The sequence below is a fragment of the Micromonospora sp. HB375 genome (assembly GCF_017872985.1).
Taxonomy (GTDB): domain Bacteria; phylum Actinomycetota; class Actinomycetes; order Mycobacteriales; family Micromonosporaceae; genus Micromonospora; species Micromonospora chalcea.
Map to the genome: position 1 here is coordinate 1,300,130 of NZ_JAGGJO010000001.1, position 26,231 is coordinate 1,326,360.

The window sequence follows — 26,231 nt, forward strand, 5'->3', positions numbered from 1 at the left end:
CGGCCGGCCGGGCGTCAGGCGGAGCAGCCCGAGGGGGCCTGCTTCGCCGAGGGCACGGAGCTGACGATGGTGTCGGAGATCGTCGTCACCCACTGCAGCGGCGGCTCGTACGACTTCGGCACCCGCACCCGGATCGGCGTCTCCCGGTCGACGGTGGTCAGCACCGTGGCGTCGGCCTCCTCGGCCGCGTGCCAGCAGACCTTGTTCACCGTCCACACCTCGTCGGTGGGCGGGAACTGCGCCGGGCTGCCGCCGCAGGCCACCGTCAGCGCCGGGTCGCCGTACGCGGCGTTCTGCTCCGGGCCCGCGGTGACCGGACGCTGCGGCAGGTCACGCACGCTGTCCGGAAGCTGCGACATCAGGGCACGGCAGAGTACGGTCGGGCGCTCGGCCAGCGCCGGGGCGGCCATCTCGACCGGCGCGCTCGACTGTGCCCGGGGGCTCGCCGACGCGCTCGGCCCGGCGTCCGGCGACTCCGGGGCCAGCTTGGCGAACGTGAACCCGGCCACCGCCACCGTCACCGGCACGGCGACCAGAGTCGCCCAGAGCGCGGCGCGGCGGGTGGAGCGGTCCGGGCGCGGGGAAGTCTTCTCGTCCACTTACAGCCGCACCACCGAACACGTGAGGGTGCGGGTGATGCCGGGCACCATCTGCACCTTGCTGACAATGAGTTTGCCGAGCTCGTCGACGGTGTTCGCCTCGGTGAGCACCACCACGTCGTACGGCCCGGTGACGGCGTCGACCCGTACCACGCCGGCCAGGTCCGCGATCAGACCGGCCACGTCACGCGCCCGGCCGACCTCGGTCTGGATGAGGATGTACGCCTGTACCACGACTCGACCTCCGTCCGTCGCCTCCGGGCGACCCGAAGGGTGAAACTACCGTACTGAGCGGCAGTGATCCCTATCGGTTGCCGGTCGTACGCGGTGAGCGAGCACACGCCGGCGCGGACAGGGGTGGAACGTGCGCAACGACGCAGCGGATCGAGGGGACGGCATGACGGTCACGGATGTCGGCGAGTTCGGGCTGATCGACCGGGTGACCGCCCGGCTGGCACAGGGACAGAGCTGCCTGCTCGGCCCGGGCGACGACGGCGCGGTGGTGGCGGCGCCGGACCGGCGGGTGGTCGCATCGACCGACGTGCTGGTGGAGGGACGGCACTTCCGGCGCGACTGGTCGGCGGCGCGGGACGTGGGACACCGCGCGGCGGCGGCCAACCTCGCCGACATCGCCGCCATGGGCGCCACCCCGACCGCGCTGCTCGTCGCGCTCTGCATGCCGGCCGAGCTGGACCCGACCTGGGCCGAGGAGCTGGCCGACGGGCTGGGCGCGGAGGCGGCGCTCGTCGGCGCGAGCGTGGTCGGCGGGGACATGTCGGCCAGCCCGACGCTCACCATCGCGGTGACCGCGCTCGGCGACCTGGCCGGGCGACCACCGGTGGTCCGCTCCGGCGCCCGGCCCGGCGACGTGGTGGCGCTGGCCGGGCGCACCGGCTGGGCGGCGGCGGGCTACACCGTGCTGTCCCGGGGCTTCCGCACGCCCCGGCTGCTGGTCGAGGCGTTCCGCCGCCCGGAGGTGCCGTACGCGGCCGGACCGGCCGCCGCCGCGGCCGGCGCCACCGCCATGATCGACGTGTCGGACGGGCTGCTGGCCGACCTCGGGCACGTGGCCGCCGCCAGCGGCGTGGCCGTCGACCTGCGCCGGGAGGCGTTCGAGGTGCCCCGGCAGATGCGCGACGCGGCGGCGGCGCTCGGCGTCGACCCGTACACCTGGATCCTGGCCGGCGGCGACGACCACGCCCTGGCGGCGACGTTCCCGCCCGACGCCGCGCTGCCCGACGGCTGGCGGCCGGTCGGGCGGGTGGCGGCCGGCGCCGGGGTCACCGTCGACGGCGCCGGGTACGACGGCCCGCGCGGCTGGGACCACTTCCGCCGAACGGCGGAGTGATCTGCGTCCGACCCCCGGCCGCCGGGCCGGGCGGGGGTCGGAGGCGGTCGTAACCTGGCACGGTGAGCGAGATCGAGATCCGGGAGCGGCGCTTCGACGCGCCCGAGTCGCAGGCGCTGATCCGGGCGGCGCTGGCCGACCTCGGCGCCCGTTACGGCGGCAGCGGCGACGACACCCCCGTCGACGCGGCCGAGTTCACCCCGCCGGACGGCGCGTTCCTCGTCGCCTACCTCGACGGGCGTCCGGTGGGCTGCGGCGGCTGGCGCAGCCACGGCGCGGACGGCGACACGGCCGAGTTGAAGCGGATGTACACCGACCCGGCGGCCCGGGGCCGGGGCGTGGCCCGTGCGGTGCTCGGCGCGGTCGAGCGCTCCGCCCGTGACCACGGCCGCAAACGGATCGTGCTGGAGTGCGGCGACAAGCAGCCCGAGGCGATCGCCATGTACACCTCGTCCGGCTACGAGCGGATCCCGAACTTCGGCTACTACAAGGACGCCCCGGGCTGCCTGTCCTACGGCCGCACGCTCTAGCCGACGGTGATACGGATCTCGTTCGCGGCGCGGCGCGCGGCACTGGCCGCCTCGTCCGGGGTCGCGCCCCAGGCCATCAGGTGCCCGCTGCGGTGCGCCGAGGAGAGCAGTTCCGGCACGGTCTGACCGACCTTCGTCTCGACCTGCACGTCGAGCACGCCCGGCACGCGCAGCGCGTCGCGCTTGCCGTCGACGGCGGTGACCTGTCCGGGCGGCGCGATCAGGAACTCGATGGCCGCCGCGCCGGTCGGCCGCGCCGGCAACGCCGGCCGTTCGCCGCGCAGCACCCGCAGGTACGCCTCGATGACGTCGCGCTCGTAGGCGATCGAGATCAGCGCGGTGATCATGTCGCCGGGCATCCGGGCCGCGCACTCCACCAGCGTCGGCACGCCGTCGACGAGGATCCACTCGCTGTGCAGCATGCCGCTGCGGAAGCCGGCCGCCTCGGCGAGGCGTACCGCGGCGGCGCGCAGCGCGTCGTGCTCGGTGGCGGGCAGCGCGGACGGCACGGTGTGGCCGGTCTCGACCGGGTACCGGCCACCGGCGATCCGCTTGTCGGTGACGTTAGCGAAGATCACCTCGCCGTCGGCGACCAGCAGCTCGACGCTGTGCTCGGAGCCGACCAGCAGTTCCTCCACCAGCACGCCGGTGGGCAGGCCGCGCTCGGTGGCCTCGGCCGGGTCCGGCGGCGCGGCGCTCGCCGCCCAGCGGGCGGGCACCTCGGCCGGGTCGGTGATCAGCTGCACGCCCAGGCTGCCGGAACGGCGGGTGGGCTTGAGCACGCACCGGCCGCCGTGCGCCCGCGCGAACTCCACCGCCCGCGCCGGGTCGTCGACCAGCTCGTAGACGGGGTTGGCCAGCCCGATCCGGTCGGCGAGCAGCCGCATCCGGTGCTTGTCGGAGAAGATGTCAGCGGCCTCCGCCCCGGCGCCGGGCAACCCGAGCCGCTCGGCGAGCCGGGCGGCGGCGCCGACCGCGTACTCCAGGCCGGGCAGGACCAGCCGGGCGTCGGCCAGGGCGGGCTCGCGGGCGAGCAGGGCGTCGGCGTCGAAGCCGGTCTGGTACTCGGCCTCGACCAGTCGCCCGATCATCGGCAGCCGCTCGGCGAACCGGGCCAGGTCGCGGCGGGCGATCACGTCCGGTTCCTCGACCAGTACCACGGTGCCGGCCGGCAGTTGCTGGTCGAACCAGCTCAGTGAGCCGAACGACGCGCCCACCACCACCAGTTGCTCGCGACCCAGATCGAGATCCACCGGTCACCCTCCCCACGGCTCGCGCCGGAACCGGACGGCCGGCGCAGCAGCACCCTAACCGGCCCGTACCAGCCGGTCGCCGTACGGTCGGTCAGGTGTGCGGCGCGGGTCGGTGGATACGACAGAAGCCGGCGGATCCCGAGGGATCCGCCGGCGACCGACGATGTTCGGTGGCGCTACCGCGTCAGGCGCGGGTGACCTTGCCGGCCTTGATGCACGAGGTGCAGACCTTCAACTTCTTGGTGTTGCCGCCACCGGCCGGGGTGCGCACCGACTGGATGTTCGGGTTCCAGCGGCGGTTGGTCCGCCGGTGCGAGTGGGACACGTTGTGGCCGAAGCCCGGCCCCTTGCCACAGACGTCGCACACGCTAGCCACGGGATACTCCTGGGATTGAAACGTTCATGAGGTCGCCGCCAGGCGCTGCCCGGGCAACCTGGTCAGGTTACCCGATGACAGTCGGTACGCCCAACCGGCCCTTTCGCGAGCCCACCCAGCGTACCGGCGACCCGGCCGGGCCGGCGGGCGGGGCGGACACGCGGCGGACGACCCCGGCGCGTGTCGGTGCGCGCCAGTAGGCTTCCCGACGTGCTGGAGACCCTCGACGCCGCAGCGGTGCGCCGCTGGTGCGCGAGCGGGCTGGCCGCCCTCCGGCGGCACCAGGGCGAGATCGACGAGCTGAACGTCTACCCGGTGCCCGACGGCGACACCGGCACCAACCTGGTCCTCACGCTGACCTCGGCCCAGCAGGCCCTGGCCATGGACCTCGGCACCCTCCCCGACGACGGGCACACCCCGCACGGGCACGCGCTGCGGCTGATGGCCCGGGGCGCGCTGCTCGGGGCGCGCGGCAACTCCGGGGTGATCGTCTCGCAGATCCTGCGCGGCCTCGCCGACACGCTCGCCGCCGCTCCCGCGGTGGGCGGGCGGCAACTCGCCGACGCGCTGGCCGACGCCACCACAGCCGCCTACGCCGCGGTCGCCCGGCCGGTCGAGGGCACCCTGCTCAGCGTGGTCGCCGCGGCGGCCCACGCGGCCCGTCTCGCGGACAGCGACGACCTGCGCACAGTGGCCCGGGCCGCGGCCGAGGCGGCGGCGCACGCGCTGGCGCGTACCCCCGAGCAGTTGCCGGAGCTGGCCCGCGCGGGCGTGGTCGACGCCGGTGGGCGCGGCCTGTGTCTGCTGCTTGACGCGCTGGTCGAGGTGGTCACGGGGGAGAGCCCGGCGCAGGCGGCGCCCGCGCCGCCCACCCGCCGTCCGCCGGCCACCGCTGTGCGGGAGAGCGGCTCCGACGTGTACGCCTACGAGGTGCAGTACCTGCTCGACGCGGACGACGAGGCGGTGGCCCGGCTGCGCGCCGAGCTGGCAGTGCTCGGCGACTCGCTGGCGATCGTCGGCGACGGCGCCGGCACCTGGAACGTGCACGTGCACGTCAACGACGTCGGGGCGGCGATCGAGGCGGGCGTGGTCGCCGGCCGGCCGCACCGCATCGGTGTGACCCGCTTCGCCGACCAGACCGCCCCGGCGCCCGCGCTGCAGGTGGCGCGCCCGGACGGCCGGGCCGCCGTGGTGGTGGCCACCGGCGCGGGCATCGCCGAGCTGTTCGCCGCCGAGGGCGCCGTGGTGGTGCCGGCCAACCCGTCCACCGGTGAGCTGCTGAACGCGATCCGGGCCACCGGCGCCGCCCGGGTGGTGGTGCTGCCGAACGACCCGAACACGCAGTCGGTGGCGAGCGCGGCCGCGAAGGAGGCGTACGGCCTCGGCGTCAAGGTGAGCGTGGTGCCCACCCGTTCCCCGGTGCAGGCGCTCGCGGCGCTCGCAGTACGCGATCCGAAGCGGCGCTTCGAGGACGACGTGATCGCGATGGCCGAGGCGGCCGGCGCCTGCCGGTACGCCGAGGTGTGCCACGCCGCCCGGGAGGCGCTCACCGTCGCCGGCCCGGCCCGCGCGGGTGACGTGCTGGCGCTGGTCGAGGGCGAGGTGCACCTGATCGGGCAGGATCTGACCGACACCTGCATCGCGGTGGTGGACCGGATGCTCGGCGGTGGCGGTGAGCTGGTCACGCTGCTGTGCGGCGCGGATGCGCCGGCCGGGCTGGCCGACCGGGTCCGTGAGCATGTCGAGCGGGCCTGGCCGTTCGTCGAGGTGCAGGCGTACGAGGGCGGGCAGCCGCACTATCCGCTCCTGGTGGGGGTCGAATGACGAGCGAGGCGGCCACTGTGGACACGCCGCTGAAGAAGCTGGTCGGCGAGCGCACCGCGAAGGCGTTGGCCGGGCATCTCGACCTGCACACCGCGGGCGACCTGATCTACCACTTCCCGCGCCGGTACGACGAGCGCGGCGAGCACACCGACATCCGCTCGCTCGACGTGGGGGAGCAGGTCACAGTGCTCGCCCAGGTGCAGCGCACCGCCGTGCGCCCGATGCGCCAGCGGCGCGGCAACCTGCTGGAGGTCACCGTCGGCGACGGCTCCGGCGGCGTGCTCACCTGCACGTTCTTCGGCAACCAGGCGTGGCGGGAGCGGGAGCTGCGGCCCGGCCGGTGGGGGTTGTTCGCCGGCAAGGTGACCGAGTTCCGGGGCAAGCGGCAGCTCAACGGCCCGGAGTACGTCCTGCTGGGCGAGGGCGGCGAGGGCGAGGCGGCGGCGAACGAGGAGGTCGAGGAGTTCGCCGGTGCCCTGATCCCGGTCTATCCGGCCGCGGCGGCGGTACCGACCTGGGTGATCGCCCGCTGCGTGCGCGTCGTGCTGGACACGTTCACCCCGCCGGACGACCCGCTGCCGGCCACCGTGCGGGCGACCCGCAACCTGGCCGACATCGGCACCGCGCTGCGCGAGATCCACCGTCCGACCAGCAAGGAGGCGCTCTACCGGGCGCGTCGGCGGCTCAAGTGGGACGAGGCGTTCGCCGTGCAGCTCACGCTGGTGCAGCGCAAGCACCGGGCCGCGGCGTGGCCGGCGCGGGCCCGGCCGGCGAAGGCGGGCGGCCTGCTCGACGCGTTCGACGCCCGGCTGCCGTACGAGCTGACCTCCGGCCAGCAGGTCGTCGGGCGGGAGATCGCCGCCGACCTGGCCGCCGCGCACCCGATGCACCGGCTGCTGCAGGGCGAGGTGGGCTCCGGCAAGACCGTGGTGGCGCTGCGCGCCATGCTCCAGGTCGTCGACGCCGGTGGGCAGGCCGCGCTGCTCGCGCCGACCGAGGTGCTCGCCGCCCAGCACCACCGGGGCATCCTCGACCTGCTCGGCCCGCTCGCCCGGGCCGGTGAGCTGGGCGCCGCCGAGGACGCCACCCGGGTGGAGCTGGTCACCGGCTCGCTTGGCGCGGCGGCCCGGCGCCGGGCGCTGGCCGAGGTGGCCGAGGGGCGGGCCGGCATCGTGCTCGGCACGCACGCGCTGCTCTACGAGGGCGTCGACTTCCACGACCTGGGCCTGGTGGTGGTGGACGAGCAGCACCGCTTCGGCGTGGAGCAGCGCGACGCGCTGCGCGCCAAGGCCGACCAGCCGCCGCACGTGCTGGTGATGACGGCCACCCCGATTCCGCGCACGGTGGCCATGACCGTCTACGGCGATCTGGAGACCTCCACGCTGTCCCAGCTTCCGCAGGGCCGCTCGCCGATCGCCTCGCACGTCGTACCGGCCGCCGAGAAGCCCGCGTTCCTCGACCGGGCCTGGCGCCGGCTGCGCGAGGAGGTCGCGAAGGGCCACCAGGCGTACGTGGTGTGCCCGCGCATCGGTGAGGGACCGGTGTCGGACGAGGAGGCGCCGCGGGAGGACGACAACGGCCGGCGCCCGCCGCTGGCGGTGACCGAGGTGGCCCCGCTGCTGGCCGAGGGGCCCCTGCACGGGCTGCGGATCGGGGTGCTGCACGGGCGGCTGCCCGCCGACGAGAAGGACGCGGTGATGCGCGCGTTCGCCGACGGCGAGCTGGACGTGCTGGTCGCGACCACAGTGGTCGAGGTCGGCGTGAACGTGCCGAATGCGACGGTGATGATCGTGCTGGACGCCGACCGCTTCGGCGTCTCCCAGCTGCACCAGTTGCGGGGCCGGGTCGGCCGGGGCTCGGCCGCCGGTCTGTGCCTGCTGGTCACCGAGGCGGTCGAGGGCTCGTCGGCGCGGGAACGGCTGGACGCGGTCGCCTCCACCACCGACGGGTTCAAGCTGGCCGAACTCGACCTGGAACAGCGCCGCGAGGGCGACGTGCTCGGCGCGACCCAGTCCGGCCGGCGCTCGCACCTGCGGCTGCTGTCGCTCAGACGCGACGCCGAGCTGATCCGCGACGCGCGGGCCGAGGCGATCGAACTGGTCGAGGAGGACCCGGACCTGACCCGGCATCCGGCGCTCGCGGCCTCGGTGGCCGCGCTCGTCGACGAGGAGCGCGCCGAATACCTGGAGAAGGGCTGACGGCGGGCCGGTGCGGTCGCGGGGCAGCGGCACGCCCGTGGCGTGCCTAGGCTCGCGCAGATGTCGACACCATCACCCGAACGCGGCGTGCTGCTTCTGGCCCGAGGTGACGAGCTCCTGGTGGACCGGGTCGCCGGGGTCGCCGACGAGGCGTCCGGCCGGCGCTGCACTCCGGCGACGCGATTCCAGATCGCCTCGATCAGCAAGCAGATGGCGGCAGTGGCGGTGCTGCTGCTCGCCGAGCGGGGCGCGCTGAGCCTGTCCGACCCGGTCGTACGCCGGCTGCCCGGCACGCCGCCGCAGTGGTCCGGCATCACGCTGCACCACCTGCTCACCCATACCTCGGGGCTCGGGCACTGGGAGGACTACCCGGCGATCGACCTGCACGGGCCGGCCGAACCGGACGAGCTGCTCGACCGGTTCGCCGCGCTGCCGCCACTGTTCCCGCCCGGCGCCGGGTGGCACTACAGCAGTCCCGGCTACGTGCTGCTGGCCCGGACCGTCGAGCAGGTGGCCGACCGGCCGTACGCCGAGTTCCTCGCCGGGGAGGTCTTCGCGCCGCTGGGCATGACCGGCAGCTTCGCCGGTTCCGGCGAGGGGCGGCCGGACGTGGCGACCGGGCACGAGGGCGGCCGCCCGGTGCCGTCCTGGGACCTCGCGACGGTGAGCATGGGCGCGGGTGACGTCTGGTGCACCGGGGCGGACCTGCTCACCTGGCTCGACGTACCGCGCCGGGGGCGGCTGCTCGCCAGGGCCTCGGTGGCGGCGATGACGGCGCCGCACGCGCCCACCGGACGGCCCGACGAGGCGTACGGCTACGGGTTCTTCGTCGGCCCGCTGGCCGGCCGGCGGGCGCTGCACCACTCCGGGGACAACGGTGGCTACAAGGCGTTCGCCGCCTGGTTGCCCGACTCCGACGAGCGGCTCGTCCTGCTGACCAACCAGGCCGAGGTCGACCCGGTCGCGGTCACGTCGGTGCTCGACGCGGTCTGACCGCCCGCGCGCCCTGTACCGGACCCGCGGCAGGCACGGCGAGGGCGCGCCGACCGGGTGGTCGACGCGCCCTCGGGTGCGGATCAGGCGGTGAAGCGGATCCGGCGGCGACGGGCCACCACGAACAGCACCGCGCCGGCGGTGAGCAGCAGCGCGGCGCCGCCGACGATGGCGCCGGCGGCCGGGCCGGTGACGGGCAGGCCGCCGCCCTGGCCGGAGCAGTCGTCCGGCTGGGTGTACGGGATGGTCTCGGCGTCCTCGACCACGTCGTACTTCACCGTGACCTTGAGACCCGGGTAGGCGTCGAACTCGACCGAGCTGGTCTTGCCGGGCTCGGACGCGAGCGTCCTGGTGACGCCCTTCTCGGTGGTCAGCGTGGCGGTGAACGGCGCGCCCTGGGCCGGGTTCTCCACGACGAACGTCATCGAGTCGCAGTCCTGGTCCAGCTTGAAGATCGGCTCCGCCGGCGGGGCGGACGGCGACGGCGGGGTGGACGGGCTCGGCGGGAGGGACGCCGACGGCGTCGGGGTCGGCGAGGCCGGCGTGCTCGGCGTGGGCGTGGGACTCGGCGGCGTGCTGGGCGACGGCGACGGGCTCGGCGTCACGCAGTCGCGGGCCGGGCGGGCGATCACGGTCCGCTCGCCCTCGTGCGACTTGCGGCCCCGGTCCCAGTGCGCCCCGACGGTCAGCTTCAGCTCCGGAATCGCGCCGGCGAACGTGTGGGTCTGGGTGCCGGTGAGCGTGCCCTTGCCGGCCGGCTTCAGCTCGGCGCCGACCGCCAGGTCCCCGCTGACCGGGCCGGGCACTGTGGACACGAGCTTGGTGATGCGGCCGGAGATGTCGGTCTCGCTGCTGGTCACGGACCAGGTGACGGTGACCGCGCCGTTCGGGGTGGCGCAGTAGCTGCCGGACGGCTCGGGGTGGTGGGCGGCGGCCGGGCCGGCGACGGTGGCGACGCCCGCGAGGCCGAGCAGCGTGCCGGCGGTGAGGGCGGCGGCACGCCGGAGGTGGAGACGATTCACGCCTGCTCCTGACGAGGGGGAGGATGGGAGAGACCGGGCGGAGGGGCCGGAGCCGCGCGTCCGTCCGGCAATCGGGCCAGACCCTAGCGAGATCGACAGTGCGGGCGTTACCGAGATCGACGGGTCGTAAAGGGTCCGTTATGAATCCGAGATCATTGATGTACGTCGAGTCACCCGGCGTCACCTCGGGTGCTCGATCCACCCCGGCGCGCGGGTCGCGTAGCGTCGGGGCATGCGCAGGGAGCGACGGTGACCCGGATCGTGGCCGGCACGCTCGGCGGGCGGCGGATTGCCGCGCCGCCCGGCGCCGGCACCCGGCCCACCTCCGACCGGGTCCGGGAGGCGCTGTTCAGCGCCGTGCACTCGCACGTCGACCTGGACGGGGCACGTTTCGCCGACCTGTACGCCGGTTCCGGCGCGGTCGGCCTGGAGGCGCTGTCCCGGGGCGCCGCGCACGTGCTGCTCGTCGAGTCCGACGCGCGTGCCGCCCGGGTGATCCGGGAGAACATCGCCGCGCTCCGGGCCGCTCCCGCCGCGCGTCTGGTCACCGGCAAGGTCGCCACCGTGCTGGCCGCCGGTCCGGCCGACGGCCCGTACGACGTGGTCTTCGCCGATCCGCCGTACGCGGTGCCGGACGCCGAGATCACCGCGATGCTGACGGCGCTGGTCGACGGCGGCTGGCTCGCCCCGGACGCCCTGGTGATCGTCGAGCGGTCCAGTCGTTCCGGATCGGTCACGTGGGTGGAAGGTGTCACTCCGGAGCGCAGCAGACGTTACGGCGAGACCACTCTTTGGTACGGTCGCCGATCATGAGACGTGCGGTCTGCCCGGGCTCGTTCGACCCGGTCACCAACGGTCACCTCGACATCATCGGCCGGGCGAGCCGGCTGTTCGACGAGGTGATCGTCGGGGTGCTGGTCAACCAGTCGAAGCAGGGCCTGTTCACGGTCGAGGAGCGGATCGACATGCTCCACGAGGTCACCGCCTCGTACGACAACGTCCGGGTCGAGTCGTTCCGCGGTCTGCTCGTCGACTTCTGCCGGGCGCAGCAGGCGAGTGTGCTGATCAAGGGCCTGCGGGCGGTGAGCGACTTCGACTACGAGCTGCAGATGGCCCAGATGAACATCGGCCTGGCCGGCGTGGAGACGTTGTTCATGCCGACCAACCCGCTCTACTCGTTCATCTCGTCCAGCCTGATCAAGGACGTGGCGAAGTGGGGCGGCGACGTCTCCGCCCACGTCCCCGACCTGGTCCGGGAGCAGCTGGCCACCCGCCTCCGCCCCTGACCCACCTGGAGTGGGCGGCGACGGCGGCCCGGGGCGACGCGCCGGGTGGGGCGGGTGGGGCGTGGGTGGCTCGGGCGCGACATGATGTGTGCAGCGCCGAAGCCGGGCGCAGGCCGCATCATGGAGGGCGGCCGACGAAGACAGGAGTGAGGTACCGGTGGACCCGCTCGATCGCATCGACGAACTGATCGCCATGGTGGAGCAGGCCCGCTCCGTCCCGATGTCGCGCAACAACTGCATGGTCGACCGGGGCGAGATGATCGCCGCGCTCGACGAGTTGCGCGCGGAGCTTCCCGCCGACCTGCGCCGGGCCGCCGCGCTGCTGGAGGAGCGGGACAAGATCATGGAGGCCGGCAAGCGCGAGGCCGACCGGATCATCAGCGAGGGTGAGGCGGAACACGCCCGGCTGGTCTCGGTCAACGAGATCACCGTCTCGGCCGAGCACGAGGGCGCGCGGATCATCGCCGAGGCGCGGGCCGAGGCGCAGCGCCTCCGCGAGGAGGTGGACGACTACGTCGACACCGCGCTGGCGAACTTCGAGCAGTTCCTCACCCGGGCGCTCGCCTCGATAGAGCGCGGCCGGGACAAGATGCACGCGCTGCGCGAGATCGGCACCTTCGCCGGGGACGAGCCGGACCGCCCGCTACCCTTCTGAGCGGCGCGCGGGCCGGTCGCCGACAGCCGGCTGCCGCCGAGCCGGAGGTCCGCCCCCGGTTCGACGGTCCGCCGCCAGGCAGGTAACCTTCTTTGTCGGCCTCTCATCGGCCGGAGTCTGACTATGCCCAAACACTCGCCAAGCACACTCGACCCCAGGTCGCCGCTGGTCCTCGACACGAGGGAACTGCCGCGCCGACCTGGCGCGTTGCGTACGCACAAGCGGGTCGTGCCGGCACCGGCGGACCTCGGCGTGGAGTTGATCAGTGTGCCGGAGGGCGCGGACCTCGACCTCGACCTGAGGTTGGAGTCGGTGTCCGAGGGCGTGCTCGTCTCCGGGACCGTCACCGGTCCCGTCAAGGGCGAGTGCGGCCGCTGCCTGCGCGAGATCGACGAATCGTTGGCCGTGACGATCCAGGAGCTGTACGCGTACGAGAACAGCACCACGGACGACACGACCGATGAGGACGAGGTGGGCCGGATGCAGGGCGATCTGATCGACCTGGAGCCGGCGTTGCGGGACGCGGTGGTGCTGGCGCTGCCGACGAACCCGCTCTGCCGGGAGGACTGCCCAGGCCTGTGCCCCGACTGCGGGGTGCACTGGGACGATCTGCCGGCCGATCACAGCCATCAGCAGGTCGACCCGCGTTGGGCGAGCCTGACGCAACTGACCCGTACAGAGGAGTAAGAACCGTGGCCGTCCCCAAGCGCAAGATGTCGCGCAGCAACACCCGCGCCCGCCGGGCGAACTGGAAGGCCTCGGCGGTGGCGACCGTGGCCTGCCCGCAGTGCAAGTCGGCCAAGCTGCCGCACGCCGCCTGCTCCGTCTGCGGCACCTACAACGGCCGTCAGGTCCTCGAGGTCTGACGCGGACGCCGAGTGACGTCCCCGACCACCGGTCGGGTGACGCGCGCACCAAGGCTCACGCCCGGTGCCCCGGCTCCCTCCACCGCCGACCGGCCCCCGGCCGGCGGGCCGGCGGAGCCGGGCACCGCGCGGATCGCCGTCGACCTCCTCGGCGGGGACGATGCTCCCGCCGTCGTGGTTGACGGCGCTCTGCGAGCGGTACGCACTGATCCCGCCCTGCACCTGATGCTCGTCGGCCCGATCGAGGTGGCCGGCGAGCTGATCGGTGCGCTCGACCCGGCGCAGCGAGCCCGGGTCACGGTCCGCCCGGTGCGGACCGCCGTTGGCATGGCCGACCATCCCACCGCCGCCCGCGGCGAGAGCACGGTACGCACGGCCGTGCAGGCCGTCCGCGACGGCCTCGCCGACGCCGTGGTCTCCGCCGGCTCGACCGGCGCCACAGTCACCGCCGCCGCGCTCGGCCTCGGCCGCTGGACCGGGATACGCCGCCCCGCGCTCGTCGCCACGCTGCCCGCCGTCGAGGGGCCCGTGGTGCTGCTGGACGTGGGCGGCACGCTCGAACCCGGCCCCGCCACGCTGACCCGGCACGCCGTCCTGGGCGCCGCCTACGCGGCAGTGGCGCACTCCGTCACCGCGCCCCGCGTCGGGTTGCTCTCCGTCGGGCACGAGACCGGCAAGGGCGACCGGCTGCGCCGCCACACCGATCCCGCGATCGCCGCCCTGGCGCTGCCCTGTGACGCGCGCTACGTCGGCCTGGTCGAGGGGTACGACATCTCCCTCGGCGCCCGCGCCGACGTGGTGGTGACCGACGGCTTCACCGGCAACGTCCTGCTGAAGGCCATCGAGGGCGCGTACGCGATGGCCGGTGGCCCTCCGCCCGGCGGCGGCGCGCCCCGCGCCGCCGCCCTGCTGGGGGTGGGCGGCACCGTGGTCGTGTGCCACGGCGCGGCCGGCTCCGAGGACGTCGCCTCGGGCATCGCCCTGGCCGCTCACCTGTGGCGCCGCGACGCCGCCGGAACGGTCCGCGCCCTGCTCGCCGACGTTGCGCACGAACCCGCACCTGACCGACACGACACCGAGGTAGCACCATGACCAACGACAAGCGGCGGCGTGCTCCCGTCGGCCACCTGGAGGCGGCCTTCGGAGTGTCGCTCGACCCGGAACTGCTGGAACGCGCGCTGACCCACCGCTCGTACGCGTACGAGAACGGCGGCCTGCCCACGAACGAGCGGCTGGAGTTCCTGGGCGACTCGGTCCTCGGCGTGGTGATCACCACTGCGCTGTTCCACAACCACCCAGACCTGCCCGAGGGCCAGCTGGCGAAGCTGCGCGCCAGCGTCGTCAACATGCGGGCGCTCGCCGACGTGGCGCGTGGCCTGGGCCCGGACGGGCTGGGCGCGTACCTGCTGCTGGGCAAGGGCGAGGAGGCCACCGGCGGGCGGGACAAGGCGAGCATCCTGGCCGACACGCTGGAGGCGCTGCTGGGCGCGATCTACCTCCAGTACGGCCTGGACACCGCGGCCATCGTGATCCACCGGCTCTTCGACCCGCTGATGGCCGAGTCGGCGGGCCGGGGCGCGGCGCTGGACTGGAAGACCAGCCTCCAGGAGCTGACCGCGGCGCTGGGGCTCGGCGTGCCGGAGTACCGGATCGAGGGCACCGGACCGGACCACCTGAAGACGTTCACCGCCTGGGTGGTGGTCGCCGGCAACCGCTATGGCGGCGCGGAGGGGCGCAGCAAGAAGGAAGCCGAGCAGCGCGCCGCCGAGTCGGCCTGGCGGATGATCACCGAGCGGGCCGAGGCCGAGGCGGCGGGGGACGAGACGGCGGGGCAGGACGAGACGGCGGACGTCGAGGCGGGCGCCGGCCGTGCCTGAGCTGCCCGAGGTCGAGACCGTCCGGGTGGGGCTGGCCCAGTGGGTGATCGGCCGGCGGATCGCCGCCGTCGAGGTGCGCCACCCCCGGGCGGTACGCCGGCACGCGCCGGGCGGCGCGCACTTCGCCGACGTGCTCGCCGGGCGGACGATCACCGGCGTACGCCGCCGCGGCAAGTACCTCTGGCTGCCGCTGGACAGCGGTGACGCGGTGATCGGCCACCTCGGCATGTCCGGCCAGTTGCTGTTGCAGCCGGTCGGCGCGGCCGACGAGCTGCACCTGCGGGTCCGGTTCCGGTTCGCCGACGACGGGCCGGAGCTGCGCTTCGTCGACCAGCGCACGTTCGGCGGGCTGTCCGTCTCCGAAGGCGGGGCGGAGCTGCCGGCCGAGATCGCGCACATCGCCCGCGACCCGATGGACCCGGAGTTCTCCGACGAGGCGTTCGTGGCGGCGCTGCGCCGCAAGCGTACGGAGATCAAACGCGCGCTGCTCGACCAGACGCTGATCTCCGGGGTGGGCAACATCTACGCCGACGAGGCACTGTGGCGGGCGAAGCTGCACGGCGCCCGCCCGGCCGACGCGCTCACCCGCCCGGCCGCGCTGCGGCTGCTCGGGCACGTCCGGGACGTGCTCGCCGAGGCGATCAAGCAGGGCGGCACCAGCTTCGACGAGCTGTACGTGAACGTCAACGGCGAGAGCGGCTACTTCGACAGGTCGCTGAACGCCTACGGCCGGGAGGCCGAACCCTGCCCGCGCTGCGGCGCGCCGATCCGGCGGGAGGCGTTCATGAACCGGTCCTCCTACAGCTGCCCGCGATGCCAGCCGCGGCCCCGGGGCACCCTCCGGGGATGACCCCGAGCCGATTCGGGGTTGCGCCGGTGTGCATCGCCCGACAGTCCCCGGAGACGCGCCGGAGCGTACCCGGAGATGCCCTTTTCCGCCCGGTCCGTGCGGCCGGTTCCGGCCGCGCGGACCGCGCCCGCCGAATCGGGGACGAGCGGGGGCCGTTCCCCGATGCCGGGGCCCCGCCTGCTGCCTAGCGTCATCTGGGGTCGGCGCAGGGCCGGCATCAGGAGGGTGGAACCCGGGACATGGGCAGGCGACCGGTGACCGTGCGGCTGGCACGGTGGAGTGCGGAGCATCCGTGGCGCGCGATCGCGTTGTGGGTGGTCTTCGTGGCGGTGTGTTTCGTGGGCGGCAGCGCCGCCGGGCTGAACGAGGCGACCGACGAGGATCAGGCGATCGGCGAGTTCGGACGGGCACAGCTGATCGTCGACAGTGGCGGGTTCGACCGGCCGGCGACCGAGAACGTGCTGATCACCGCCCGCTCGGGTTCGCTCGACCAGGCCGCGGCGAAGGCCGCCGCGCAGGACGCGGCCGACCGGCTGCGGCAGGTCGACGGCGTGGCGTCGATCGGTACGCCGATGCCGTCGCGCGACGGCAGCGCGCTGCTGGTGCCGATCACCATGTCGGGCGACCCGGGCACCGCCGGGGACCGGGTGCAGCCGCTGCGGGACACCACCGCGAAGGTGCAGGACGCGCACCCGCAGCTGCGGGTGGAGCAGGTCGGCGGCCCGTCGATCGACAAGGCGCTCGACGACACGCTCGGCAAGGACTTCAAGCGCGCCGAGCTGCTCAGCCTGCCGGTGACGCTGGCCATCCTGATCATCGCGTTCGGCGCGCTGATCGCCGCCGGTGTGCCGGTGCTGCTGGCACTCTCCTCGGTGGCCGCCGCGATGGGCCTCTCCACGCTCGCCTCGCACCTGGTGCCGGCCACCGACACCACCGCCAGCGTCATCCTGCTGATCGGTATGGCGGTCGGCGTCGACTACTCGCTGTTCTACGTGCGGCGGGAGCGGGAGGAACGAGCGAAGGGCCGCTCCGGTCTGGACGCGGTGGAGATCGCGGCGGAGACCTCCGGGCACGCCGTGGTGGTCTCCGGCACCGCCGTGATCATCTCGATGGGCGGTCTGCTGCTCGCCCAGGACGCGATCTTCTCCTCGCTGGCCGTCGGCTCGATCCTGGTGGTGGCGGTCGCGGTGATCGGCTCGCTCACAGTGCTGCCGGCGCTGCTGGCGAAGCTGGGCCGCTGGGTGGACCGACCGCGGGTGCCGCTGCTGTGGCGCCTCACCGCGCCGCGCACCGGGCGGGACGGGCAGCCGGCCCGGCCCCGGTTCTGGCCGGCGGTGCTCAAGCCGGCGCTGCGCGCGCCGGTGGCGACGCTGCTGATCTCGGTGGCGCTGCTGCTCGCGCTGGCCGCGCCCGCGCTCGGCATGAAGCTGAAGTTCCCCGGCCCGGAGGACGTGCCGCGCACCACCGCCGCCATGCAGGCGTACGACCGGCTCACCGCGGCGTTCCCGAGCAACGGCACCAGCCACACGGTCGCCGTGCGGGCGCCCGCCGAGCAGGCCGACCGGGTACGGGCCGCGCTCACCGACCTGGCCGGCCGGACCGCCACGGACCCGCTCTTCGCGCCGGCCGAGGCGGACGGCCCGGAGATCCAGGTGTCGGCGGACCGGCGGGTGTCGGTGCTGGAGGTGGCCACGCCGCACGCCAGCCGCTCCGACGAGGCGTCCCGGTCGCTGCACGAGCTGCGCGAGGACCTGGTGCCGGCCACGCTCGGCGGCATCCCGGGTGTGGAGTACGCGGTCGGCGGCGGCGTGGCCGCCAGCGAGGACTACGCCGCCCACATCTGGGCGAAGCTGCCGATCGTCGCCGCGTTCGTGCTGGCGCTGACGTTCCTGGTGATGGCGTGGACGTTCCGGTCGGTGGTGGTGGCGCTGACCTCGATCCTGCTGAACCTGCTCTCCGCCGGGGCCGCGTACGGGCTGCTGGTGCTGGTCTTCCAGAGCACCTGGGCGGAAGGGCTCCTCGGCTTCACCTCGATGGACGCGATCGTCACCTGGCTGCCGCTGTTCCTGTTCGTGGTCCTCTTCGGCTTGTCGATGGACTACCACGTCTTCGTGGTCAGCCGGATCCGTGAGGCGGTCGACCGGGGCATGCCCAACCGGGAGGCGGTGGCGCACGGCATCACCTCCTCGGCCGGGGTGGTGACCAGCGCGGCGGTGGTGATGGTGGCGGTGTTCTCCATCTTCGCCACGCTCAGCATGATCGACTTCAAGCAGCTCGGCATCGGCCTGGCGGCGGCGATCCTGCTGGACGCCACGATCATCCGGGCGGTCGTGCTGCCCTCGGTGATGACGCTGCTGGGTGACGCGAACTGGTGGGCGCCACGCTTCATGCGCCGCCGTACGGTCGTCGCCCCGGCGGTGGAGCCGCCGCCCGCCCCGGCCCCGGAGCTGGTCGGCGCCCGCTGAGCCCGATCGGACCCGTTCCGGCTCGTGCCGGCCGCCGAGAAGGCATCCGTGTTCGCGCGGTATACCTGAGAGTCATGATTATGCCTCTCAGGTATACCGCGTTCTGTGCAGCTATCCGCCGGTGAGGTCACGGAGAGTATCGGCAGTTCTCGTGGCCGCCTTGACGACGGATGGCCGGAGGCGCCGGCCCCGGAGCGCGTCGTGAGCAGCGACGCCGCCACCGGCACTCCGGCCCGCGACGCGACCACCGGCTGAGCTGTGCCCCGACGCGTCACGGCAGCACGCAGGGTTCCCGCCAGGCGTCCAGTTGCCGATCCTTGCGCATCGAGGCGAAGCCGTAGCCGAGCGAGGTGACGCAGAAGTCCGCCGGCTCACCCGTGTACTCGACGTGGAAGACCGGCTTGCCGGCGTCGACGAACGGCAGCAGCTTCGCGCACTCGCGGCGGCGTACGCACTCCTGGTTGACCGCGAAGTCGAAGTCGGGCGCCAGCGCGGCAACCTGCGCCACGTCGTCGACCAGGCCGGGGGAGAGGTCGAGCTTGCGGGCCAGCCCGGCCAGCCGCCGGTTGAACAGCAACTGGTCGTCGAAGCCCAGCGGGAAACCGGAGCGGTACCGGTAGCCGTCCGCGTCGGCCAGCGCCACCGCGCCGAAGCCCTTGCCCCGGCACAGCCGGAGCCGGTCGGCCAGCACCGGTGACAGCGCGTCCCAGCGCCGTACGTCCAGGAAGTGGCTGCCCGGCCGCCCGGGCACGGCAGCGCCGCGTACGGCGGCGGGGAAGCGGGTGGCGTCCGGATCGTCGGCGGCGTTCGTGCCGACCCGGACGTGGCAGACCAACCGGCGGCCCTGCTCGCGCAGCGCGGCGGTCTCGGTCGAGGTGGTCGCCACCGGGTCGAGGAGGAAGACGTCGGCGTCGACGGTGACGTCCACCGGGGTGGTGAGCTGCCACTGCCACCGCCACCTGTCGGCCTGCGCGACCGGCCAGGGCGTGGGCGCGCCGGGCGGGGTGATCGGCCGCCGGCAGGCCGGCGCCGGGACGAGCAGCGCCGCGGTCAGCGCGAGCGCCACGCCCCGGCGCGGGCCACGTCGGCGGACGCGGGCCGGCCGGGCGCGCGGCACGGCCCACCCCGGCCGGATCCGCATCGACGACTCCCCGGACGCGGGCGGCCCGACGCCGCCCCCGACCGGTCAACGAGCGCCGGGCCCGTCACGACGCGCGGTCAGCGCGGCGTGCCGAAGACCTGCGTCCAGTACGGCCCGTTGCTGCGCGCCAGACCCATTCCGATCTGGGTGTACCCGCAGTTGAGGATGTTCTTCCGGTGCCCCTCGGATTTCATCCAGCCGTCCATCACCTCGGCCGCGCTCTGGTAGCCCCAGGCGACGTTCTCGCCCACCATGCTCCAGCTGTAGCCGGCGCGCTCCACCCGGTCCTTGGGCTCGCTGCCGTCGCTGCCGTTGTGGTCCATCTTCTTGTGGTCCGCCTGGTCCTGGCTGTGCCGCTGGGCGGCCAGGTTCAGCTTGGCGTTCACGGTCAGCGCCTTGCAGCCGACCTTCGCCCGCTCCTGGTTCACCAGCGTGACGACCTTCTGGAGTTCCGCGCTCAGCGCGGTCGTGGCGGTGGCCTTGGTGGCCGCGGTGCCGCCGCCGCTCGGGGCGCTGCTGCGCTCCTGCTGCCGCGACGGCGCGGTGCTGCGGCTCGGCTTCGGGGTGGCCTTCTTGGACGGGCTCGGCGCGGCCGTGGTCGGAACGGCCGACGGGCTGGCCGACTCGGCAGCGAGCGTGTCCGCCGGGGTGTCCCCGGCGTCCTCTGGCGCCTGCGGCGCGGCGGCCACCGGAGCGTCGGCGGAGGTACGCTTGGTGCCCTGGTCGTCGCCGGGCAGCAGGACGGCGCCCACGCTGAGGCTCACCACGAGCGTCGCCGCGGCGGCTGCCCCGCCGATCACGAGCGGCCGGGACAGGCGCCGCTTGCGGCGTCGCGGCTCGTCGGCCGGGATGTCGTCCGCCGGCTGCCACGTCGCGGCCGGCTGCTCCCAGCCGCCGGCCGGCTGCTCGTGGCCGTGCCACGCGGGCTCCTGGCCGTGCCAGGCGGCCGTGGGCTGCTCGTGGCCGGTCCTGGCCGGCCCCTGGGCGTGCCAGGCATTGGCGGGCTGCTCCTGGCCGTGCCAGGCGGCGGTGGGCTGTTCCTCGCCGTTCCACCGGTCGCGGGGCGGCGGGTAGGAGCCGGCCGGCTCGGCGCCGTAACCGGCGGGGCCGTAGCCGGCGGGCGGCTGCTGCTGCCCTCCGTCGCCGAAGAGGTACGACGACCGCGGCTCGGGCCGGTCGCTGAGCCACGCCGGACCCTCGTCGGTCGGCGGCTCGGGACGCCGGCGGGCGCCCTCCGGTTCGATCGGGTCGTTCCAGCGGTACACGCCTGTCCCCTCCACGGGTTGGTTACGGGCCGGGGTGACGCTACGGGCGCGCTCGGAGCTGCGGCAACGTGGCTAAGAAAGAGTTAAGGCGAAGCAGCCGCCGAGGATGAGGCGTTCACACATTTCCGGCGTACAGTAAAGGCGTCCGGACAGAGCGTGTCCGCGCCTTGTGGCAGCCCCCCGGCGAGTGGCCCGGCCGACGTGGAGATGATCTACGGCCTTGGTCAACTTGACGAAGGAGGGGGTTTCGGCTCAATATAGTGGTGTCGCCAGTCGCGCCCAGCCATGCCCCGATACAGCGGGAATGGTAGCCGCGAACATCATGGGCGCGCGTTGGCCGGCCTTTCCGGCAGCGCACATCAAGGAGTTCAGCATGGCGAAGGCCCTCTACGGCCACGTAAGCGCAGCGCCCGACCGGCGCCTGCTCGACGAGGTCACCCGTCTGCGTGCCAGGGTTCAGGCACTGGAGTTCGAGATCACGCGTCTGCGTGCCGACAACGATCGGCTCGCGGCGGCAGCGGCGGAGGCCGACGACCTCCTCCGTCTGGCCGAGCCCGCGCTGACCTGATCTCCAGTCGCCGGAAAACTGAATCGCACCACACCGAAAAGCGCGCCGACACTCAAGTGCCGGCGCGCAGCCATGTGCGTACCCTTTTTCGCCGTTCCCGCCGTGATTCTCGATCTTGCGAAACCGCCCGGAATTGCGTCCGGTAATTGTGATCATGCATTTCCGTTCCCACCGCGACGGCCGGGCGGAAAGCGGACACCGCAGGTGCCGGGTGGGTCGCGTGGCGGCGACGTCGCGGTCCCGGGTTAGTCTGCGGGTTCACCAGGTCCGCGCAGCCGGCGACGGTACGGCGGCCACCGGACGAGGATCGAGAAGGTGCATCTCAAGAGCCTGACGGTGAAGGGGTTCAAGTCCTTCGCCTCCGCCACGACGTTGAAGCTGGAGCCCGGGATCACCTGCGTGGTGGGCCCGAACGGCTCCGGCAAGTCCAACGTCGTCGACGCCATCGCCTGGGTGCTCGGCGAGCAGGGCGCCAAGGCGCTGCGCGGCGGCAAGATGGAGGACGTCATCTTCGCCGGCACCGCCGGACGCGCGCCGCTGGGCCGGGCCGAGGTCACCCTCACCATCGACAACACCGACGGCGCGCTGCCGATCGAGTACACCGAGGTCTCCATCACCCGCCGGATGTTCCGCTCCGGCGAGAGCGAGTACGAGATCAACGGCGACTCCTGCCGCCTGCTCGACATCCAGGAGCTGCTCTCCGACTCGGGCATCGGCCGCGAGATGCACATCATCGTCGGGCAGGGCCGGCTCGACGGCATGCTGCACGCCAAGCCGGAGGACCGACGGGCGTTCATCGAGGAGGCGGCCGGCGTCCTCAAGCACCGCAAGCGCAAGGAGAAGGCGCTGCGGAAGCTCGACGCGATGCAGACCAACCTCAACCGCCTGACCGACCTCACCGCCGAGCTGCGCCGCCAGCTCAAGCCGCTGGGCCGGCAGGCCGAGGTGGCCCGTCGCGCCGCCGCGATCCAGGCCAACCTGCGTGACGCCCGGCTGCGGCTGCTCGCCGACGACCTGCACACGCTGCGGACCACACTGGACAAGGAGATCGCCGACGAGACCGCGCTGCGCGAGCGGCGCGAGCTGATCGAGGCAGAGCACAGCGAGGTGCAGGGCCGCCTCGGCGAGCTGGAGGCGGCGCTGGCCGAGGACGCCCCGCTGCTCGCGGCGGCGCAGGACACCTGGTACCGCCTCTCCGCGCTCCAGGAACGGTTCCGCTCGATCGAGCAACTGGCCCGGGAACGGCTGCGTCACCTCAGCGCCGCCGGTGACGACGAGCGCCCCGGCCGCGACCCGGAACAGCTGGAGGCGGAGTCGCGGCGCGTCCGCGAGCAGGAGGAGGAGCTGCGCGCCGCGCTCACCGAGGACCAGATCCGGCTGGCCGAGGCGGTCGAGCACCGCCAGGAGCTGGAACGCCAGCTCGCCGCCGCAGAGCGGGAACTGGTCGCCGCCGCCAAGGCGATCGCCGACCGGCGCGAGGGACTGGCCCGCCTGACCGGCCAGGTGAACTCCGCCCGGGCCCGGACCACGAGCGCCGGCGAGGAGATCGAACGGCTCGCCGCCGCACACACCGACGCGATGGGCCGGGCCGAGAAGGCGCAGGCCGACCTGGACGCGGTCGCCGAGCAGTCGACCGAGGCCGACCGGGACAACGCCGACCTGGACGCCCGGCACGACGAGGCGGTGGCCGTACACGAGCGGGCCCAGGCGGCGGTGCGCAGCCTGACCGACGGGGAGCGCGCCGCGGAGAAGGACGCCGCCACCTGGAAGGCCCGCGAGGAGGCGCTCGCGATGGGCCTGCGCCGCAAGGACGGCGCCGGCGAGCTGCTGGCCCGCGCCGACCAGGTTCCCGGCCTGCTCGGCAGCCTCGCCGGGCTGCTCACCGTCGCGCCCGGTGACGAGGCGGCGCTCGCCGCCGCGCTGGGCGGGCTCGCCGACGCGGTGGCGGTCAGCGGCGTGGACGAAGCGGTCGAGGCGATGCGGCTGCTCAAGATCTCCGACGCCGGACGGGCCGGGCTGCTGGTCGGCAGCCCCGCCGGGCCGGGCATGGACGGCTCCGCGGACGCGCTGCGCCCGAAGCTGCCCGAGGGCGCCCGCTGGGCGCCCGACCTGGTGGAGTGCTCGGCCGAGATCCGGCCGGCCGTGCACCGGGCGCTGCGCGACGTCGCGCTCGTCGACGACCTGGCCGCCGCGTCCGCGCTCGTCGTTGCGAACCCGGAGCTGCGCGCGGTCACCCCCGACGGCGACGTGGTCGGGGCGTACGCGGCGGCGGGCGGGTCGGCAAAGGCGCCCAGCTTCATCGAGGTGCAGGCCGCCGTCGAGGAGGCGCGGGCCAACCGCGCCACCGCCGAGCGGACCGCCGCCGAGCTGCGCGAACAGCTCGCCGAGGCGCGCGCCGAGGTGGCCGCCGCCAAGGAGGCCGTGCAGCACGCCGCCGCCGCGAAGCGGGAGGCGGAGAGCCACCGCAACGCCGCCGCGCGCCGCCTCGCCGAACTGGGCGCGGCCGCCCGGTCGGCGAAGGCGGAGACCGACCGGCTCGGCGAGTCCCGGGCACGCGCCGAGGCGGCCCGGGAACGGGACCTCGCGGCGCTGGCCGAGCTGGAGGAACGGCTGCGGCTGGCCGAGGCGACCCCGATCGACGCGGAACCGTCCACCGAGGAACGCGACCAGCTCGCCGCCATGGTGCCGCAGGCACGGCAGAACGAGATGGAGGTCCGGCTCGCGGTGCGTACCGCCGAGGAGCGGGTGGCCTCGATCGCCGGGCGGGCCGACTCGCTGGCCCGGCAGGCCACCGCCGAACGCGCGGCGCGGGAGCGCGCCGCGGCCCGGCGCGCGGCCCGCGCCCGCGGCGCCCAGATCGCCCGGGCCGTGGTCGGCGGCGCCCGCGAGGCGCTCACCCGGCTCACCGTCTCGATCGCCCGGGCCGAGGAGCACCGCGACGCCGTTGCCCGCGAACGCGCCGCCCGCGAGGCCGAGCTGTCCGAGGTACGCGGCGCGGCCAAGCGCCTCGCCGCCGAGCTGGAACGGCTCACCAGCCAGGTGCACCGCGACGAGGTGGCCCGCGCCGAGCAGCGGATGCGCATCGAGCAGCTGGAGGCCAAGGCGGCCGAGGACTTCGGCCTGGACGTGGCCACGCTCGTCGCCGAGTACGGCCCGGACCGGCTGGTGCCGCCCACCGACGCGGACGTGGCGCTGGCCGAGAAGGACGGGCGGCCAGTGCCGGAGCCGGTCCGCTACGAGCGGCCGGTGCAGGAGAAGCGGGCCGCCAAGGCGGAACGGGAACTGGCCCTGCTGGGCAAGGTGAACCCGCTCGCGCTGGAGGAGTTCGCCGCGCTGGAGGAGCGCTTCAAGTTCCTCTCCGAGCAGCTGGAGGACCTCAAGGCCACCCGGCGTGACCTGCTCACCGTGGTCAAGGACGTGGACGACCGGATCCTGGAGGTCTTCGCCAGCGCGTTCGAAGACACCGCGCGGGAGTTCGAGCAGGTCTTCACGGTGCTGTTCCCCGGCGGCGAGGGCCGGCTCGTGCTCACCGACCCGGAGGACCTGCTCACCACCGGCGTCGAGGTCGAGGCCCGGCCGCCGGGCAAGAAGATCAAGCGGCTGTCGCTGCTCTCCGGCGGGGAGCGGTCGCTGACCGCCGTGGCGATGCTCGTGGCGATCTTCCGCGCCCGGCCCAGCCCGTTCTACATCATGGACGAGGTGGAGGCGGCGCTCGACGACGTGAACCTGGGCCGCCTGATCACGCTGCTGGCACAGTTGCGGGAGAAGAGCCAGCTGATCGTGATCACGCACCAGAAGCGGACCATGGAGATCGCCGACGCGCTGTACGGCGTGACCATGCGCGCCGGTGTGACCCAGGTGATCAGCCAGCGGCTCAACCGGGCCGACGACGAGGAACAGGTGACGAGCGAGTGAGTCGGGAACGCGCCACGGCGCTCCTGGTGGACTTCGACGGCGTACTGCGCCGCTGGGACCCGGCGGTGGCCGCCGGCGTCGAGCGGGAGTACGGGCTGACCGAGGGCGTCCTCGGTGAGATCGCGATGTCCTGGGGTCTACTCCAGCCGGTGCTGACCGGCCAGGTCAGCCACGCCCAGTGGATGGTGAGCGTGGCCGACGCGCTGACCCCCGCGGTCGGCGCGGACCGGGCCCGCGCGGCGGTCCAGGAGTGGCAGAGCTACCGCGGCGAGGTGGACCCGGAGGTGCTGGCGTTCGTCCGCGAGGTGCGGGCCGCGGGCATCCGGGTGGGTCTGGGCACGAACGCCACCGACCTGCTCGACGCCGACCTGGCCGCGCTCGACCTGACCGACGAGCTGGACGTGATCGTCAACTCCTCTGTCGTCGGCGTGCACAAGCCGGCGAAGGAGTACTTCCAGGCCGCCTGCGAGGCGCTGGAGACGCCACCGGGGCGGGTGCTGTTCGTCGACGACGAGGACCGCTCGGTGGCCGGCGCCCGGGTGGCCGGGCTGTCCGCCCACCGCTGGAGCGGCCCGGCCGACCTGCGCTACCTGCGGGCGGCGCTGGCGTACTGATCCGGCTCAGGCGCCGGTGACGCCGTCGATGCGTTCCCGGATCAGGTCGGCGTGGCCGTTGTGCCGGGCGTACTCCTCGATCATGTGGACGTAGACCCAGCGGAGGCTGACGTCGTTGACGGTGTCGCCCCGGCGATGGCGGAAGGTGTGCTCCAGCGGCAGGCCGGCGACCGCCTCCCGGGCCGCCTCGATCTCAGCGCGCAGCGTGGCGAACGCCTCGGCCGGGTCGGCGTCGGCGACGTCGTTGTGGTCGGCGTCCGGGTCGGCGCTGTAGTCGTAGAGCGTCGGCACGTCCTGCCCGGCGGCGCGGATGCGGAACCACCACCGCTCCACGTCGGCCATGTGCCGGACCAGGCCGAGCAGCGTCAGCCCGGAGGGCTCCACGCTTCGGGTACGCAGTTGCTCGGCGGTGAGTCCGGCGCACTTGTGCACCAGCGTGTCGCGATGGTGGTCGAGCCAGCCTTCGAGCATGGTGCGCTCGTCGGCGACGTAGGGCTCGTGGCGGCGGTCGATCTCAGGCACGGTCCAGGTCATGGGCGCAGATGTTAAGAGGGGCCCCCTGCACAACGCGAGGCGTTAACAGGGG

The 26,231-nt window shown here is 74.0% G+C and carries 25 protein-coding genes; 17 read left to right on the forward strand and 8 right to left on the reverse strand.

Going from position 1 to position 26,231, the window contains the following annotated elements; all coding sequences use genetic code 11:
* Positions 1 to 14: 14 nt before the first annotated feature.
* Together J3R08_RS06330 and J3R08_RS06335 are read right to left on the reverse strand one after the other, a co-directional pair.
* Positions 15 to 599: a DUF3515 family protein gene (locus J3R08_RS06330; protein ID WP_043325952.1), complete on the reverse strand. Its 585-nt coding sequence runs from the start codon at positions 597 to 599 to the stop codon at positions 15 to 17.
* Entirely contained in the window at positions 600 to 833 is a 234-nt protein-coding gene (locus J3R08_RS06335) for an Lrp/AsnC ligand binding domain-containing protein (RefSeq protein ID WP_013284547.1), read from the reverse strand.
* Positions 834 to 996: 163 nt separating this feature from the next.
* On the opposite strand from J3R08_RS06335, the gene J3R08_RS06340 reads away from it, so the two are divergent.
* Positions 997 to 1,947, forward strand: coding sequence for a thiamine-phosphate kinase (locus tag J3R08_RS06340; RefSeq protein ID WP_209960339.1), 951 nt, complete (start codon positions 997 to 999; stop codon positions 1,945 to 1,947).
* Between the two features lie 62 nt (positions 1,948 to 2,009).
* On the forward strand, positions 2,010 to 2,477 hold the full coding sequence (locus J3R08_RS06345) for a GNAT family N-acetyltransferase (protein WP_064447021.1): 468 nt from the start codon (positions 2,010 to 2,012) through the stop codon (positions 2,475 to 2,477).
* On the opposite strand, the gene J3R08_RS06350 is transcribed toward J3R08_RS06345, so the two are convergent.
* Together J3R08_RS06350 and rpmB are read right to left on the reverse strand one after the other, a co-directional pair.
* The gene (locus J3R08_RS06350; RefSeq protein ID WP_043325949.1) at positions 2,474 to 3,730 is read right to left on the reverse strand and encodes an ATP-grasp domain-containing protein; all 1,257 of its coding nucleotides are present in this window, start codon (positions 3,728 to 3,730) and stop codon (positions 2,474 to 2,476) included. The two genes, J3R08_RS06345 and J3R08_RS06350, sit on opposite strands and share 4 nt — an antisense overlap.
* A gap of 184 nt (positions 3,731 to 3,914) precedes the next feature.
* Positions 3,915 to 4,106 carry a 50S ribosomal protein L28 gene (gene rpmB, locus J3R08_RS06355; RefSeq protein WP_011905179.1) on the reverse strand — a complete coding sequence of 64 codons (192 nt, stop codon included), beginning with the start codon at positions 4,104 to 4,106 and terminating at the stop codon, positions 3,915 to 3,917.
* A 210-nt stretch (positions 4,107 to 4,316) separates the two neighbouring features.
* Between rpmB and J3R08_RS06360 the strand changes: the two genes are divergently transcribed.
* From J3R08_RS06360 to J3R08_RS06370, 3 genes are read left to right on the forward strand one after another with little or no spacing between them, the layout of a single operon-like run.
* A complete protein-coding gene (locus J3R08_RS06360) occupies positions 4,317 to 5,930 on the forward strand; it encodes a DAK2 domain-containing protein (RefSeq protein WP_166455546.1) in 1,614 nt (537 codons plus the stop codon).
* The gene (gene recG, locus J3R08_RS06365; protein ID WP_064447024.1) at positions 5,927 to 8,128 is read left to right on the forward strand and encodes an ATP-dependent DNA helicase RecG; all 2,202 of its coding nucleotides are present in this window, start codon (positions 5,927 to 5,929) and stop codon (positions 8,126 to 8,128) included. The genes J3R08_RS06360 and recG overlap by 4 nt, the downstream gene beginning before the upstream one ends.
* Positions 8,129 to 8,188: 60 nt before the next feature.
* Positions 8,189 to 9,121, forward strand: a complete 933-nt coding sequence (locus J3R08_RS06370; RefSeq protein WP_209960342.1) for a serine hydrolase — start codon at positions 8,189 to 8,191, stop codon at positions 9,119 to 9,121.
* Positions 9,122 to 9,204: 83 nt separating this feature from the next.
* Here J3R08_RS06370 and J3R08_RS06375 read toward each other — a convergent pair whose 3' ends face one another.
* A complete protein-coding gene (locus J3R08_RS06375) occupies positions 9,205 to 10,143 on the reverse strand; it encodes a cell wall anchor protein (RefSeq protein ID WP_166455543.1) in 939 nt (312 codons plus the stop codon).
* A 249-nt stretch (positions 10,144 to 10,392) separates the two neighbouring features.
* On the opposite strand from J3R08_RS06375, the gene rsmD reads away from it, so the two are divergent.
* The 9 genes from rsmD (at position 10,393) to J3R08_RS06420 (ending at position 18,142) form a co-directional block, all read left to right on the forward strand.
* Complete coding sequence (gene rsmD, locus J3R08_RS06380) at positions 10,393 to 10,956, forward strand: 16S rRNA (guanine(966)-N(2))-methyltransferase RsmD (protein WP_069087646.1); 564 nt, start codon at positions 10,393 to 10,395, stop codon at positions 10,954 to 10,956.
* Entirely contained in the window at positions 10,953 to 11,429 is a 477-nt protein-coding gene (coaD, locus tag J3R08_RS06385) for a pantetheine-phosphate adenylyltransferase (RefSeq protein ID WP_043325944.1), read from the forward strand. The genes rsmD and coaD overlap by 4 nt, the downstream gene beginning before the upstream one ends.
* Before the next feature lie 157 nt (positions 11,430 to 11,586).
* Entirely contained in the window at positions 11,587 to 12,084 is a 498-nt protein-coding gene (locus tag J3R08_RS06390) for a hypothetical protein (protein ID WP_043325943.1), read from the forward strand.
* A 123-nt stretch (positions 12,085 to 12,207) separates the two neighbouring features.
* Entirely contained in the window at positions 12,208 to 12,771 is a 564-nt protein-coding gene (locus J3R08_RS06395) for a DUF177 domain-containing protein (RefSeq protein ID WP_043325942.1), read from the forward strand.
* Between the two features lie 5 nt (positions 12,772 to 12,776).
* Positions 12,777 to 12,950 carry a 50S ribosomal protein L32 gene (gene rpmF, locus J3R08_RS06400; RefSeq protein WP_030500827.1) on the forward strand — a complete coding sequence of 58 codons (174 nt, stop codon included), beginning with the start codon at positions 12,777 to 12,779 and terminating at the stop codon, positions 12,948 to 12,950.
* A gap of 132 nt (positions 12,951 to 13,082) precedes the next feature.
* Complete coding sequence (locus tag J3R08_RS06405) at positions 13,083 to 14,042, forward strand: phosphate acyltransferase PlsX (RefSeq protein WP_176722757.1); 960 nt, start codon at positions 13,083 to 13,085, stop codon at positions 14,040 to 14,042.
* Entirely contained in the window at positions 14,039 to 14,827 is a 789-nt protein-coding gene (rnc, locus tag J3R08_RS06410; RefSeq protein ID WP_043325941.1) for a ribonuclease III, read from the forward strand. The genes J3R08_RS06405 and rnc overlap by 4 nt, the downstream gene beginning before the upstream one ends.
* On the forward strand, positions 14,820 to 15,677 hold the full coding sequence (gene mutM, locus J3R08_RS06415) for a bifunctional DNA-formamidopyrimidine glycosylase/DNA-(apurinic or apyrimidinic site) lyase (protein ID WP_104113906.1): 858 nt from the start codon (positions 14,820 to 14,822) through the stop codon (positions 15,675 to 15,677). The genes rnc and mutM overlap by 8 nt, the downstream gene beginning before the upstream one ends.
* 239 nt (positions 15,678 to 15,916) lie before the next feature.
* The gene (locus J3R08_RS06420; protein ID WP_209960344.1) at positions 15,917 to 18,142 is read left to right on the forward strand and encodes an MMPL family transporter; all 2,226 of its coding nucleotides are present in this window, start codon (positions 15,917 to 15,919) and stop codon (positions 18,140 to 18,142) included.
* 271 nt (positions 18,143 to 18,413) lie between these two features.
* Here the strand turns inward: J3R08_RS06420 and J3R08_RS06425 are convergent, their stop codons facing one another.
* Positions 18,414 to 19,283: an endo alpha-1,4 polygalactosaminidase gene (locus J3R08_RS06425; RefSeq protein WP_209960346.1), complete on the reverse strand. Its 870-nt coding sequence runs from the start codon at positions 19,281 to 19,283 to the stop codon at positions 18,414 to 18,416.
* A 77-nt stretch (positions 19,284 to 19,360) separates the two neighbouring features.
* Entirely contained in the window at positions 19,361 to 20,548 is a 1,188-nt protein-coding gene (locus J3R08_RS06430) for a CAP domain-containing protein (RefSeq protein ID WP_209960348.1), read from the reverse strand.
* A 373-nt stretch (positions 20,549 to 20,921) separates the two neighbouring features.
* On the opposite strand from J3R08_RS06430, the gene J3R08_RS06435 reads away from it, so the two are divergent.
* The 3 genes from J3R08_RS06435 (at position 20,922) to J3R08_RS06445 (ending at position 25,645) form a co-directional block, all read left to right on the forward strand.
* Positions 20,922 to 21,116 (forward strand): hypothetical protein, encoded by a 195-nt coding sequence (locus J3R08_RS06435; RefSeq protein WP_013284566.1) that lies wholly within the window; start codon positions 20,922 to 20,924, stop codon positions 21,114 to 21,116.
* Between the two features lie 315 nt (positions 21,117 to 21,431).
* The gene (gene smc / locus J3R08_RS06440) at positions 21,432 to 25,031 is read left to right on the forward strand and encodes a chromosome segregation protein SMC (RefSeq protein WP_209960350.1); all 3,600 of its coding nucleotides are present in this window, start codon (positions 21,432 to 21,434) and stop codon (positions 25,029 to 25,031) included.
* Complete coding sequence (locus tag J3R08_RS06445; RefSeq protein ID WP_043325934.1) at positions 25,028 to 25,645, forward strand: HAD-IA family hydrolase; 618 nt, start codon at positions 25,028 to 25,030, stop codon at positions 25,643 to 25,645. Before smc ends, J3R08_RS06445 begins: the two co-directional genes overlap by 4 nt.
* Before the next feature lie 6 nt (positions 25,646 to 25,651).
* On the opposite strand, the gene J3R08_RS06450 is transcribed toward J3R08_RS06445, so the two are convergent.
* Complete coding sequence (locus J3R08_RS06450) at positions 25,652 to 26,179, reverse strand: DinB family protein (RefSeq protein ID WP_043325933.1); 528 nt, start codon at positions 26,177 to 26,179, stop codon at positions 25,652 to 25,654.
* Between the last annotated feature and the right edge of the window lie 52 nt (positions 26,180 to 26,231).